Below are 12,301 nucleotides of genomic sequence, written 5' to 3'. Positions count from 1 at the left end.
ACCTCAATTCTTCTGCTGAGACAAAAAACCTTGTAACGTTTCTTGAATCTTATTGTAGTCTGCTAAATCAAATTCTTCTACTGCTTCTCTTGAAATACTTGCAAGATTTGCAATCAGTGCTACTTCTTTCTCTGCATCGCTATTACCCATACGTTCAACAGCTAAACGATCTCGAACTTTTGGACGGCGTAGAGTTAGCTCTGAAACTAAAATTCCATCGATTTTTATTGGTTCAGTTAATTTAATTTTTTGCATTGTTTTACCCTTTTAGTTAAATTCCTAAAGCTGTGCGCATAGAAGTCATTTGATCAACACCATCGATCTTGCGAATCATATTCTCAGCGTCAATTTCAATCAATTCTCTGCCATCAATGGTAAGCTTATAATAGTTGGCAGCAATTATACATTTTAGTGTTGCTTTTTCAGCAGCCTTCCAGTTACCAAAATCAAGTTCCTTAAAGAGCCCTCTTAAGTTAATTACTACTGATTCGGCATCACTACTTCCCTGCAAACCTCCTCTTAAAGTAAGAGAAACAGCATTATTGTTTATCAATCCGAAAAGTCTAAAGAGCTCAGAGTCATATTCAGAAAAAGTGAAATCTGCTTCAAGCTTTTCCATGCCCATATCAATATTTATTGGAATATCCATACCACCAGCTCTGTATTCTTCTGTTTTTATGGTAAGTTTTGGCAAGGTTACTTCATCTATTTTTCCTGCATAGCCACGACCATCAACAAATACGTTAAAATTCTTTAGGATCTTTGGTAACATCTCTCTTTCTCCTTTTACAATATTGCGCCACTCACAAGGTGTGACCTGAAAGTAATCTGTTCAGCTGGATATGGTGGCGTGAACTCAAAATCAAAAGACACTTTTCCGCTTGCAATATTTGTTGGTGTATTGAGTTCAGGTGTTGCATAACATTTTCCGCTGATAATAGCTCCTTGCGCTTTTAAATTTGCAAGATAAGAATTTACCCCCTCAATCACATCATCTATATAAGTTTTGGTAATATTGCGATCAACTGCCCATAAATGAGCTCGAAGTAGACTATCGTTGATTAAATCTGCAGTCCTTCTCACTGACAAAAAAGCCCATTTTGAGTCATTTGAACATGTTCTATTTCCCCAAAGCCTATAGCCATTTTGATGAATTATCGTTGTTACTTCATTTTCATTCAAGTGGTTTGCTCTACAATTTATATTACCGAGCGTAAAATCAATAGGCCTGCTTGTTCCAACAATACCATTTATCTCTTTATTTGAAGGTGAGTGCCAGAAGCCTTGCTCGCTATCTATCTTAGCTATTAAACCAGCTACAAATGAACTTGGAGGGAGAATTTCTTCTTTTCCTTCAATAAAAACCTTAACCCACGGATCAACAACATAAACTCTTGAGCTGCCTACACTTTTTCTCCATTTTATTGCTTCTTCATCATTGGTATTTGGTCCATCTGCTACTATTATTGCTCTTAGCTTTTCTGCTATAGGAATTAAAGCGCTAACCACTGGATTTCCAGCATCTCCAGATAATTGATGAGTAAACTGAGGTGCAATTAGTATTCTTGGCGCAACATGAACTATGCTTTCACTGCTTAAGAACGCTTGAATTCCCTGATATTCTCCAGTTTCTTCGTTAACTCCACCAATGACATTGCTGAGCGTCTCTTCTACTTTCTCCTCAACTCGAATAACTACTACTGTTGCACCAATTTGGGAAAAAATTGCATTAATAGCTGAAGGCAAAGTCCCAGATTGACCAAGTTTTGCTGCTTCTTTTAAGCTTCCTGCTATTAATATTGGTTTATTTAGTGGAAACTTTTGCCCGTCAGCATCAGGTGCAGTACCAATTACTCCAATTACCGATGATTTAGCTGTTCGTACTGTCCTCGCTCCTGAGGTAACCTCGATAACATTTACTCCATGTAGAAACTGTTCTGTCATTTCTTTTTCCCCTTTTCAACTTTCTTGCATTTTTTGTTTACAATTATCTAGCAAAGTTTGCAGCTCTTCCTTACTTTTAGCTTCACCGATTTCCCTTTCAGCTATATCCACCAATTCTTCGCACTTGATTATTGCTTTTTTCGCTCTTTTTGCTTTTTCCTGAATTATTCTTGCCATTTCTACTACTGAAATTCCTCGGACTTTTGCTAATGGCTCTATAATTTCTGCATCTTTTTTGTCTATAGATTCTGGTGCTGCTAAAATGTTCTCTGCGGCTTTTGCTTGTATTTCGTACGACTTAGACTTCTGATGAGAATATCCTGCGTATTGGTGAGTATAGTTATCATAATAAGCATGAAGATTAGAAAGTGCAGAAAACTTCGCATTTTGTAGTAACTCCAATTCAATATCTTCTTGATTCCGCTGAGCAATTTTGCCTCCTTCTGTTAAACAATAGCTTTTTTGCCAATCAAAATCTTCTGGTGCTTCATACCAATCATTTTCAGTTGGCTTGCTTTCAAGTGTTGTTGTTTCTACTTGTTTATCATTTTCAAATCTAATGTAGATAGACATTGTTTGTTACCTCCAAATCTCATACGTGTTAGATAATCCTGGACATTGCCAAGCTTTTAGCGTTCTCTCCACATCTACTTCAAGTCCTGTAGTTAGAACATTGCTACGTATGTTATAAATCCCCCACTGAATAAATTGACCATAGTTGTGTACATAATTTGATGCAAGCATACCTTGACTAACTTGTGTTCTGGAATACAGGTAAGATGATGTGTAAAGTAATATTGCAACTGTTTTTCCTGCTGGAATCTCCACATTACCAGATCCAGCTAATTTGCTATCAGAACTCGTGTATTGGTAAACATTTTTCCATATTATTCTTGAAATTCTTGATTTATTAGAATTGGTATTATCTGGTGTTCCCACAAATAATCCTGCTCCCCCATACTCCGTACTCGAATACGATGATCCAACAAATTCCATTGTCTTATTTATGTTCACATTGGTTGTATTTTTTACAAATACTACTCCAAGTGCAGCATACGGGTAATAGTATATCTCATCATAACTACCCGAAAAACTTTTTGTGCATAACTCTCCGTAAATAAATGTTCCTTTACTTCCCTCTATAAAACTTAGTTGTCTTGGCCGATAAAAACTAACGTAATCTGTATTGTACGTATGGCTACCTGCTAGTAGTTGTAACATATAGTCAGTTTTTGTTATATCACTACTCCACTTTCCAAGCTCTGTCGTAAAAGTTCCGTGGCCAAAATAATTATTTTTTCTGCCAAGTACACCAAATAAGAAAGGTAATGACCCTGGTTCAACCATGTTGCGCTTTCTTATTTCATTTATAAGAGACACTTTTAACTGTTCATCCCGAGTTTTTACCTCATTTATCAGGGATGTTTTTAATTGGTTATCACGAGTTTCTATTTCCCCAATAATTGATGAGCCAGGTGGTACATTATTAACAGCACGAAAATCTTCTACTAAACCTTTAAGACCATCTTTATGACTGTTACTAATGCTATTTATTGCTGCAATATTGGCATTCTTTCTCGTATCAAGTAGCGATATATGTGAATCTGATGATGCTTTTAAAGTGTTTAAGGAATTATCCCTAAGCTTGTTAATTTCATTGACAGAATCTGTTTTCGCTTCAGTTATTGCAGATATTGAATTTTCCTTATTGCTATTTATGTCACTTAAGTGCGTCCTTGCAGCGCTCAAGAGTTCTTTTAACTTACCATCTGTCATCTGTACAATTTCAGAAACCGCACTTTTGTCGATTATTGATTCCAGTGCTTTAGCAAGATATGCTAGTTGATCTGGTGTACTACTTCCTGCTAAATCTTTAAGCCTTCTCTGTAGTGCATCAATTATCTCTTTTACTTCAGTTATTTGTACAATGTCAGCAATAGCTTTTTTATCTGCTATCAATTCCAGCGATTTTGCAAGATATGCCAGTTGATCAGCCGTGCTATTTGCTGCTAAATCCTTTATCCTTTGCTGTAATGCTTCTATTGCTTCTTTCATTCCCAAAAATTCAAAAAAGTTTCAAATCTAAATCGTTCAAAATTATTTTTAAGTTCATCTTCTCTTTCACTCATATCTTCATCTATCTTTTCTATGGCTCTGCGAATACGTACTACATCTTCTACAGCTATGTTCTCTGGATGCGGCAAAGGATATCCTCGTTTGGTTTGATCAAAAGTCATTTAAATTTTATGTTACTATTACTCTGAGATTTTTGACTTTAGGACGATAAATAACCGTTCCACTTAAAACTAATTTTATCCTTGTCTCATTAGCATTAAAATTTGTCAGCACATGAGTTCTCTCTACCCAATTTTCTCCAATTGGTTTTCCTGATGTTAAATTTACTAATTGCCAATCACTGTTGCTTTTTTGTACATAAGCTTTAACATCTGCAGTGCCAGGTATCAGCGCATCGTACGTTATGGTGATTTTAGTATTAGCTCCTGCTGTAATACTTCTTGTAACATAATCTCCTTTTTCCCCTATATTACCCATAACTAGCTGTAACCCAGGATATAGCACTGGACTTTTTTCTCGCCCTCCTTTTAGGCTTGCCTTTACTGTTAGCTCTCCAGATAGTCTTTCACGCAGTGCAAGTGGCAAATTATCAGACAAAAAGTTCTCTTTTCCCTCTTCATCTGTTAAGATAAATTCCACATTGGTATCAAATGCTACTTTTTCGACGTTCGTCAAAACAATTAAATCTGAAGTATTGGTTGCTGTAACTTTTCCCAGATCAATAACGTGAGAATTTTCGCTAAATTTTGCAGCCAAAAGCCGAAACGTTAAATCTAAATTTTGATGTGGAGTCCAGGTGCTTGCATTGCTTGATGAAAGTAATACTCCTACTTGATATGGCTGGCTTGTTACCCAACGGCTATTTACTGCATCATATTTGCCAAGTTCTGCTATTTTTACTGCAGTATCTGCATCATCAGTAAGTAGTACTATTGCATACTCCTCTCCTGCATGGCAAAACACTGGTGACCACTCTATACGTGTTGCTGTGCCATCTATCTTTATATCTTTTGGCTCAATATAGCTTTCAGCAATGACAGTTTGCGAGGGCACTCCCACTGCTGTTTCTCTAATCTGCACAACAACACGTTTTTTGCCTTTATTTACAAACCATAGTTCCACGCCTCCTATGTGCCTACTTTCATTTAGAGTAAATGTTTGCGCTAAAGGATCAACTCTTCTTGCTGCGATAACTCTTCTTCTTTCCTCTATGGTAATTGTTTTTTTACCAGTATAAGTTGCTTCTCCATAACTGCCTTTATCACCGAAGAACTGCACTAACTTAGTCCCAGCAGGAATGTTTCTTGGTACAGTAAATCTTCCTTTTATTTTTCCTCTGTTATCAGCAATAAATGTTGCGATCATGTTTTTCTTTCAAATATTTTCTATGCTTTAGGTTGAATAAAAATTCCATCAAACTTTAATTCCTTAAGCTTTTCACCAGTTGCAAAACCTTCAATCTCAAAATTTTGAGTTGCTTCTCGCATAAATTCAGTTTCGTATGAGGTGCTTGACAGCAGCTCTGTTGTTTCTTTAACATTAAATACTCTAGTTACTGGACTTTTCCAATTCGTGGTAACCTCCGTCCAGTGGTCAATGTTTTTATTTAGAGTAATTTGTGCCGGGACTGGATCAAAAGCTTGATATGGATTAATCTTTTCTCCTTTAGTCTGTAAAAGCTGCTCCAGTACCGGTTCAAGTTCATACGGCAACAAATAAGTTTTTTCTTCCCCATCAATATCAGCAATAGTTACATCTATTGGTAAAATGAGTTCCTTATTTACTATTGCTGCAGACTGTGAAACTCCTTGATCACGCATATCATCGTCAAAAAACGAATCAACAAATACTCCTTTTTTCGTGGTTGGCTCTCTTGAATTTGCATCACTACGTAGACGTTCCTGTGCAACAAGAGCATAAAGATCATTTATTCCTTTTTTCATTGCTTCAAGCTCATTCATCGGTACAGCATGAACAGCATTATTCACTATTTTTACCCCTTCGCCTTTTTTCCACGTCTGATGAATGTAGCAGAGCAAAAGTTGTCCACTAGGCGCTCTAGGCATTGATGGTCGCCAAGGGTGAGCTATACCTTTTATTCTCCTTACTGCTCCTTTGCTATCGATAGTAATTAAATCATAGCGGGGCATTTTCCAGGTGTAATCAATCAAAACCAAGCTGTTATCAACTGCTCCTTTTACTTTACATCCCTCTTCACTTATATCTTCAGGACTTACATGAGTACGACAGCGGTAAGTTATTTGATAACTACTTCCAGGAGCTGGTTCTTTACCAGGTAATGACCAATCAACGTTTCCTGCGTTTAATTTGTAATCTATACTATTTTCATAAATAACATTGCCTTGTTTAACTTGAATAATCTCAAGTACTGCAGAGTCAGGTATTGGATCAACAGCTCCTGAATATGAACCATGAGTAATGGTAATGGTTTTTTGAACGGTTATATCTACTTTTTTGATTTCACTTATTGGAAAATCATTAACTTTAAGTTCCATTACTCTTTGGCTATTTGGCTGAAAAGTATGTGGTTCTGATTCAACTGATTTTATATCCGGATCTTCATCAAAAAAAACACGAATACTGTGAGGTAGCTCAATCTCATAGCCATCAACATGAGCTTTGCCCTCATTAATCACAAATATTTTTTTTCCTCCTTCTCCCTCTTCCTTTTGCAGGAACATTACTTCAAGACCATTTACGACATAGGAACCATTTGCTTCTTTGTCATAACGAGCAAGAGCAGTAGTTACTATATTTGCTTGTGGTGGCGGTGAATGTTCTATCAATACTCCATTTTCAATGTTATAAATTGGATAAAATTCTCCTGAAGCATTAGTAGTCACACCCTCAGCTTGATAACTCCAAGTGGTGGAAACTTTAAGCCTTGCAGCCCCTACTTCTTGATAGTTACGTGTACCAACAGCAGGATCACGAAGGTTTTCATCCTCAAGTTCTGTAATGGTAGATTCTACGTAATAAACACCTATACGCACTGTGGTACTCAGTGGAATAACAAACTCTTCTTTTTCAACTTTTCTAACCGCTCCACGAAGATAGATTTTTCCTGATTCAAGCGTAACTTTACCAGTTTCTCTATCTATAATACAATTGCTTCCTATTATAACATCACCATCACGAAATATTGCATCGCCTATGCCTTTAAGCTTAGAGAGAGCATACTCCTGAGTCTCGTTTAATTCTGCAGATTGCAAACCTCTTCCAGCAAGAAATAAGCTTTTTTCGTATTCTTTGTCAGGATTAAAGCGGTTATAATAGGTGTTTAAAGTCATTTTATTCTAAAAGGTTACAACAAATGAAAAAGTCTCTCTTGTGGCAGCAGTTCTGATAAGTGGTACAGTGTGTTCTAAAATCAGCAAGATTCCATGTTCTTCTATATCTTTTGGTTCAAAATATCTCTGTCCAGGAGGCAATTTTTCTACCACCTTTGTACCAACCATAACTCCAAGCTCTCTTATTACTTGATTTGCTGCGTCCGTGAAATCGAAAGTAAATTTAAGATACAGATTATTGATTGGTACATTCGATGGTTTAAACCTTCCAGATGGAGTCACAAGTTCTCCATTCTCATCACCACTGCAAAAGAGCACCTCATCAACAACACGACGTCCAACTTCCTTAATTAATGTTGCAGAAGTAATTAGTTCCGGTGGTGTGTCTTGAGTATACTCTATAGTGATTACGCTATCTGCTATAATTGCACCATTTTCTACACGCTCAATAGCGCCTGAGCTACCATCAACTATATAATCTATGCTTGACTGATAAATTGTTTGCCCTGTATAAACTTTTACATCTTTAATAGTGTGGTGATCTAAACTTATCTTGCCGCCTGCTGTAAAAGTTTTTTCAACTTTGTAGCTGCTTTCCCAGGTAGAATCTCCAGATCCCCAAGCAAGATGTATTGGTTGCTCTTTTATGCTCGCAGCAATAGCTGCTCTGCCTGATTGTGTCAGTATTGACATGTCTGATTGCGTGATTGATATTATATATATACAAGATTCGTAGAAAAAACGTCCAATTTTTTTGTAATAATGGGCTCAAAATTTTTCCAAGGGCGATTTAAGTGGCGATGTTCATGCCAAGTGACCATACCTGGGTAAAATACTGCTACGTAATTTTCTAGCTCATGAATAGGATCTTTCTGTTTTAAATCTGAGTCATTTTGACAATCAATATGATATTCCCTTAAATTAGACTCTATTATTCTTTGATCAGTAAAACTCTTTGCTTCGTAGTAATAAGTTATACTAAACCGCTCTAAAATTGGTGTACGTCGAAAATTCCAAATCTGCTCAGAGAGTTTATCTTCACTTAAGTAAAATGTATGCTCTATTTCTTTATAAGCAGTTGGTGCAAAACAAGCATTGATATCTCCCAAATTCCAACTATTGTAAGTTAAAAATATGATATAAAGGAGATAAGAGGGAAGATAACCCTACTCACTATAGGAATAGAGTTATCACGGGCGTGTGCGACCGACCAACTGTTGGTATTATAACCGTTCGGATCAAGGTACACTAGCCCATCTCTCGATACGTTTGAATAGTTGCATGGGACATATGTATGCACCCGTTTACAATCTTAAATTAATTAAAACTAATCGAGGTTATTATGATTACATCTTATCAAAATTTTATTGGCATTGATATTGGAAAATTTAAAAATGTTGTTGCAGTTCACAAACAGAAGAACGCTGTCGAATTCGACAATGATACTGCTGGCTGGCAACAATTGTTTCAAGATTTTTCAAATATCTTACCTAATTCTTTAGTAACTCTGGAAAACACTGGAAAATATGAGCTTGGCTTAGCACATTTTCTTGTTGATAAAGATATTGCTGTACATCGAGCTAATACTCGCAAAGTAAAAAGCTTTGTTCTATCTCATGGAACTTTAGCAAAGTCTGATCAATCAGATGCAAGAGCCCTTGCTCAGTATGGGTTTGAACGCTATAGTACTCTATCTCTATTTGCACCTATGTCAAAAGAACAAACAACCTTAGTTGCACTTTGTCAACGTCGTGATGACATTACAAAAATGAGAGCTCAAGAGAAATCTAGGCTTGCAGCACCTGAAAACGACCATATAAAAGAAAGCTGTCAGAAAACTATTGAATTCTTTAATAGCCAGATAGATGAGCTCAACAATACCATACAAAAAATTATTGATGAGAATCCAGAGTTACAAAAGCGCCAAAAAATCCTTAAAACAGTTCCAGGAATAGGTGCAAAATTATCTCAAGATTTTCTGTGTCTAATGCCAGAACTTGGTTATGTAAGTAGGGGAGAAATTGCAAGTCTTGCTGGAGTTGCACCTCATCCGAAAGAAAGTGGTAAAACTATTGGTTATCGCAGAATAAGTGGTGGCAGAAGCAACGTTCGTGAAAAGCTTTTTACAGCTGCGATGTCTGCTTCAAGGTCTAAGTCTGCGCTTGGTGCCTTCTATTCAAGGCTTGTTGGTAAAGGTAAAAAGAAGATGGTGGCTATGACAGCTCTAATGCGTAAAATCATAGTAATTGCCAATGCGAGGCTTAAAGAAGCAGTCAATGTGAATTAAAAAAATCTGCATAGAAAATAGGTTAACGAATATGTGGATAAATACGTCTACACACATTTAAAGTATTTATACACATATTCGTTAACCATAAGATCTAAGCAGTAACTGTTGTTTGATACAAAATTTTTCTATGATTAAGTTAGGGTTTTTATTGTCAAAAATGCACTTTTTACTCGAATAAAAAACAAAATTACAAACAAAAGTTGTAATGAAACTAAATTCAAAAAATTTTAAAAAACATAGTTGATCTGATAATACTATCAACGCTTTAGCAAACTTAATTTCTGGCAATAAACCCTGTGGTAGAGGATATAGTGCTTTTAAGTTATACCACTCGTGACTTCTTTCATATATACCGTTGTAATTCTTGGTGTGAGGCTCTGTCTCTCCTAATACTGCAACATCCAACCTATATAAATCATTACTGTAACTTCTATCATAATGTGATCTAAAAGTGCTAAATTTAAATCTTGGATTTCCTATTTTTAGCTCAAATGAGTTTTTTCTTCCAAACGATAATACTGGCCCTTCTTTTGCTATTCTTACACCCGAGTAGTCTGAAAGAAGATCTCCAAAAATACTTTCATCTAACATAAACCGCTGAGCATTGTAATAATCATTGAATATTCGCATTAATCGAGATCTTGCCGGTGCAGAAAGTTTTGCCAGAGCAATTACACTATCGACAAAAAAGTCATTAGGAACATCAGAGATGCCAATTTGAAATTCAGCAAAATGCTCTCCTGGTGGTTCTTCTTGAATGGTAATATTATCAATGTTTGCCCATTTCAGCGCCATCTTCAGTGACTGTGGTGTACCGCGCAAACGTTGAAATCTTATTCCGTTTTGCTTAGCTAAGACCCATTCTTTTAATGCACTCTTAGTAGCTTTCTTACCCCAGGATAAAATTTCTCCCAAGCCGTATTCCGCTACTAGCCACGGCAACATTTCAGTCTGTGGGTTAAATTTAAATCCCCGTAGAGAATTTGCATCAAGAGAATAATTAATTATGTCTGTAAGTATTTGCTCTTGCTTTGAAGCATTTGGAGGAAGTATCACCAATTTTTACCTAACACTTAAATCACTTAAAGCAACGCATTCATTATTTTGTACAATTATGTCTTCTATTGGCTCTGTAAGCTCTATATTTTGTATACCTTCTGTAAAAAGATGAGCAATAATCCAGGACCTGGTTACATTCCACCCTAAACCTTTAGTAGACTCAAGACCTTTGATAAATTGTTCCTTTGCAGCTTCGATAACATCTTTTGATGCAGTAGGGTAAATATGCACTTTAGCATGAATAGTAATGGGAATAATACCACAGCCAATAACTGTAAGCGTATCTGTTAATACACGAATATCATCGCGAATAACGTGATTTCTGACGATCTCTAGCAATTCTTCTGAAGGTACTCCACCATTTTCTGTGGAAAGTATTGAAATCTGTACACTTCCTGGTATAGGTGATACCACTTGCGCATCTTTTACTCTCGTGTCAGCAGATAATGCATGATAGCGATAATGCTCTTTACTCCCTGCTGTTGACCAACCAACAATTTTGGCTTTTACCCGCTTCCTTAAGGATTCATCATTCTCTGACTCCTTTCTCAGCACACCATAAAATTCAGCCAAGTGATCAAGGTCATTACCTCTTGCAAAAGCAAGTAAATTTGCCTGTGCTGCATCATTAATCCTTTGCCTAAGCAAAAGTTCACGCCAGGCTGCTACTTCCAGTATCTTTATTGCTGGATCACTCTCAGTTAGCGCAGAAAAACTTGCATTCCGACGCACTAACTCTTCTTTCATTCGCGAAAAGATTTCCTCAAATTTTAATGTTTCGACAATATTTGGTGTTTTCATCCTACTACCTTATACTATAATACCATCAAGGCGGATCGGCTTTCCATTTGGCAGATAGATTCCTTCTAAAATGAGAGTTACTTTACCTTCTTTTATTTCTGTTATTTGTACACGTTTAAGCTTAAATCGACGCTCCCACTTTTCTAATGCTTCTGCAACTGCTGCATAAAGCTCTTGTGCAAAACCAGGTACAATTGGATGATCAATCAGCTCAAATAACCTTGATCCATAATCTCGGCGCATAACACGAGCACCAATTGGTGTAGTTAAAATATCAACTATTGATTGTTTTAAATGCTCTATACCACTTATTGTTTTACCAGTTTCAGAATTCATACCACGCATATCACTTACCCTGCAAAGACATCATTGCTTCCTTGTTCTGCCACTGCTCCACAGGAAATTAGGTCACCAGTACGAGCAATGGCTTTGCCATTTACAAACACTGAATCTGACCCCTCAAGAAGGGATTGACTAGTATGTGGTGGTTTATAAGGGTCTGTTGATGCATGTTGTGACCATTCATCTCCTTGACGATGCACAGGCCTACCATTTACAAACACATTACTGCTTCCTCCTATGCCAGGGCTTTGTAAATAATCTCCATGTTGGTTACACATATCACCAAAACGAACAACTTTTCCCTGTTTTGCCAAACTTAAATCTTTGTCTGATTCTGAAAGTCGTTTTTGCCCTAACAATGAACCTCTTGTTTCCTCCTCTCTTCTTGACTCATCTTCACATCCTGATTCATATCCACTTAATTCTGATGTTTGAGAGGTATACTCAATATCACCAATCATAATACCCTTATCATTAT

At 36.6% G+C, this 12,301-nt stretch carries 15 protein-coding genes; 1 reads left to right on the top strand and 14 read right to left on the bottom strand.

From position 1 onward, the window contains the following. Positions 1–3: 3 nt before the first annotated feature. Genes OPR42_RS05595 through OPR42_RS05550 form a run of 10 tightly spaced genes read right to left on the bottom strand, consistent with a single transcriptional unit; the run spans position 4 to position 8,440 of the window. Positions 4–255, bottom strand: a complete 252-nt coding sequence (locus OPR42_RS05595; RefSeq protein ID WP_015588509.1) for a phage tail assembly protein — start codon at positions 253–255, stop codon at positions 4–6. Between the two features lie 16 nt (positions 256–271). Continuing rightward, positions 272–772: a phage major tail tube protein gene (locus OPR42_RS05590; RefSeq protein WP_065094343.1), complete on the bottom strand. Its 501-nt coding sequence runs from the start codon at positions 770–772 to the stop codon at positions 272–274. Positions 773–786: 14 nt separating this feature from the next. Continuing rightward, positions 787–1,944: a phage tail sheath subtilisin-like domain-containing protein gene (locus OPR42_RS05585; protein WP_208571641.1), complete on the bottom strand. Its 1,158-nt coding sequence runs from the start codon at positions 1,942–1,944 to the stop codon at positions 787–789. A 15-nt stretch (positions 1,945–1,959) separates the two neighbouring features. Continuing rightward, the gene (locus OPR42_RS05580) at positions 1,960–2,517 is read right to left on the bottom strand and encodes a hypothetical protein (RefSeq protein ID WP_208571640.1); all 558 of its coding nucleotides are present in this window, start codon (positions 2,515–2,517) and stop codon (positions 1,960–1,962) included. Between the two features lie 6 nt (positions 2,518–2,523). Next, positions 2,524–3,999: a coiled-coil domain-containing protein gene (locus OPR42_RS05575; RefSeq protein WP_264336322.1), complete on the bottom strand. Its 1,476-nt coding sequence runs from the start codon at positions 3,997–3,999 to the stop codon at positions 2,524–2,526. Beyond that, positions 3,996–4,181, bottom strand: a complete 186-nt coding sequence (locus OPR42_RS05570) for a hypothetical protein (RefSeq protein WP_174517025.1) — start codon at positions 4,179–4,181, stop codon at positions 3,996–3,998. Before OPR42_RS05570 ends, OPR42_RS05575 begins: the two co-directional genes overlap by 4 nt. 7 nt (positions 4,182–4,188) lie before the next feature. Continuing rightward, positions 4,189–5,385 carry a hypothetical protein gene (locus OPR42_RS05565; protein ID WP_264336323.1) on the bottom strand — a complete coding sequence of 399 codons (1,197 nt, stop codon included), beginning with the start codon at positions 5,383–5,385 and terminating at the stop codon, positions 4,189–4,191. A 20-nt stretch (positions 5,386–5,405) separates the two neighbouring features. Next, positions 5,406–7,331, bottom strand: a complete 1,926-nt coding sequence (locus OPR42_RS05560) for a DUF4815 domain-containing protein (RefSeq protein ID WP_265042089.1) — start codon at positions 7,329–7,331, stop codon at positions 5,406–5,408. Between the two features lie 6 nt (positions 7,332–7,337). After that, positions 7,338–8,024: a hypothetical protein gene (locus tag OPR42_RS05555; RefSeq protein ID WP_265042088.1), complete on the bottom strand. Its 687-nt coding sequence runs from the start codon at positions 8,022–8,024 to the stop codon at positions 7,338–7,340. Positions 8,025–8,044: 20 nt separating this feature from the next. After that, positions 8,045–8,440: a hypothetical protein gene (locus tag OPR42_RS05550; protein WP_264336325.1), complete on the bottom strand. Its 396-nt coding sequence runs from the start codon at positions 8,438–8,440 to the stop codon at positions 8,045–8,047. Between the two features lie 233 nt (positions 8,441–8,673). Between OPR42_RS05550 and OPR42_RS05545 the strand changes: the two genes are divergently transcribed. Beyond that, positions 8,674–9,618: an IS110 family RNA-guided transposase gene (locus OPR42_RS05545; RefSeq protein ID WP_264336326.1), complete on the top strand. Its 945-nt coding sequence runs from the start codon at positions 8,674–8,676 to the stop codon at positions 9,616–9,618. 81 nt (positions 9,619–9,699) lie between these two features. Here the strand turns inward: OPR42_RS05545 and OPR42_RS05540 are convergent, their stop codons facing one another. Genes OPR42_RS05540 through OPR42_RS08765 form a run of 4 tightly spaced genes read right to left on the bottom strand, consistent with a single transcriptional unit; the run spans position 9,700 to position 12,284 of the window. After that, complete coding sequence (locus OPR42_RS05540; protein WP_264336837.1) at positions 9,700–10,677, bottom strand: phage tail protein; 978 nt, start codon at positions 10,675–10,677, stop codon at positions 9,700–9,702. Between the two features lie 6 nt (positions 10,678–10,683). Beyond that, positions 10,684–11,481: a baseplate assembly protein gene (locus OPR42_RS05535; protein WP_015588499.1), complete on the bottom strand. Its 798-nt coding sequence runs from the start codon at positions 11,479–11,481 to the stop codon at positions 10,684–10,686. Positions 11,482–11,490: 9 nt separating this feature from the next. Beyond that, on the bottom strand, positions 11,491–11,826 hold the full coding sequence (locus OPR42_RS05530; protein WP_015588498.1) for a GPW/gp25 family protein: 336 nt from the start codon (positions 11,824–11,826) through the stop codon (positions 11,491–11,493). Positions 11,827–11,831: 5 nt separating this feature from the next. After that, positions 11,832–12,284, bottom strand: a complete 453-nt coding sequence (locus tag OPR42_RS08765; protein ID WP_318010167.1) for a PAAR domain-containing protein — start codon at positions 12,282–12,284, stop codon at positions 11,832–11,834. Positions 12,285–12,301 lie beyond the last annotated feature (17 nt).

It is taken from the genome of Wolbachia endosymbiont (group B) of Melanostoma mellinum, from assembly GCF_947251465.1.
Lineage (GTDB): Bacteria > Pseudomonadota > Alphaproteobacteria > Rickettsiales > Anaplasmataceae > Wolbachia.
This window is presented reverse-complemented; position numbering and strand designations above follow the sequence as displayed.

Coding starts and splice junctions, on each gene's coding strand:
- OPR42_RS05570 (WP_174517025.1), bottom strand. CDS start 4,181: ATGACTTTTGATCAAACCAAACGAGGATATCCTTTGCCGCATCCAGAG.
- OPR42_RS05595 (WP_015588509.1), bottom strand. CDS start 255: ATGCAAAAAATTAAATTAACTGAACCAATAAAAATCGATGGAATTTTA.
- OPR42_RS05535 (WP_015588499.1), bottom strand. CDS start 11,481: ATGAAAACACCAAATATTGTCGAAACATTAAAATTTGAGGAAATCTTT.
- OPR42_RS05545 (WP_264336326.1), top strand. CDS start 8,674: ATGATTACATCTTATCAAAATTTTATTGGCATTGATATTGGAAAATTT.
- OPR42_RS05575 (WP_264336322.1), bottom strand. CDS start 3,999: ATGAAAGAAGCAATAGAAGCATTACAGCAAAGGATAAAGGATTTAGCA.
- OPR42_RS05555 (WP_265042088.1), bottom strand. CDS start 8,024: ATGTCAATACTGACACAATCAGGCAGAGCAGCTATTGCTGCGAGCATA.
- OPR42_RS08765 (WP_318010167.1), bottom strand. CDS start 12,284: ATGATTGGTGATATTGAGTATACCTCTCAAACATCAGAATTAAGTGGA.
- OPR42_RS05585 (WP_208571641.1), bottom strand. CDS start 1,944: ATGACAGAACAGTTTCTACATGGAGTAAATGTTATCGAGGTTACCTCA.
- OPR42_RS05565 (WP_264336323.1), bottom strand. CDS start 5,385: ATGATCGCAACATTTATTGCTGATAACAGAGGAAAAATAAAAGGAAGA.
- OPR42_RS05530 (WP_015588498.1), bottom strand. CDS start 11,826: ATGCGTGGTATGAATTCTGAAACTGGTAAAACAATAAGTGGTATAGAG.
- OPR42_RS05590 (WP_065094343.1), bottom strand. CDS start 772: ATGTTACCAAAGATCCTAAAGAATTTTAACGTATTTGTTGATGGTCGT.
- OPR42_RS05580 (WP_208571640.1), bottom strand. CDS start 2,517: ATGTCTATCTACATTAGATTTGAAAATGATAAACAAGTAGAAACAACA.
- OPR42_RS05560 (WP_265042089.1), bottom strand. CDS start 7,331: ATGACTTTAAACACCTATTATAACCGCTTTAATCCTGACAAAGAATAC.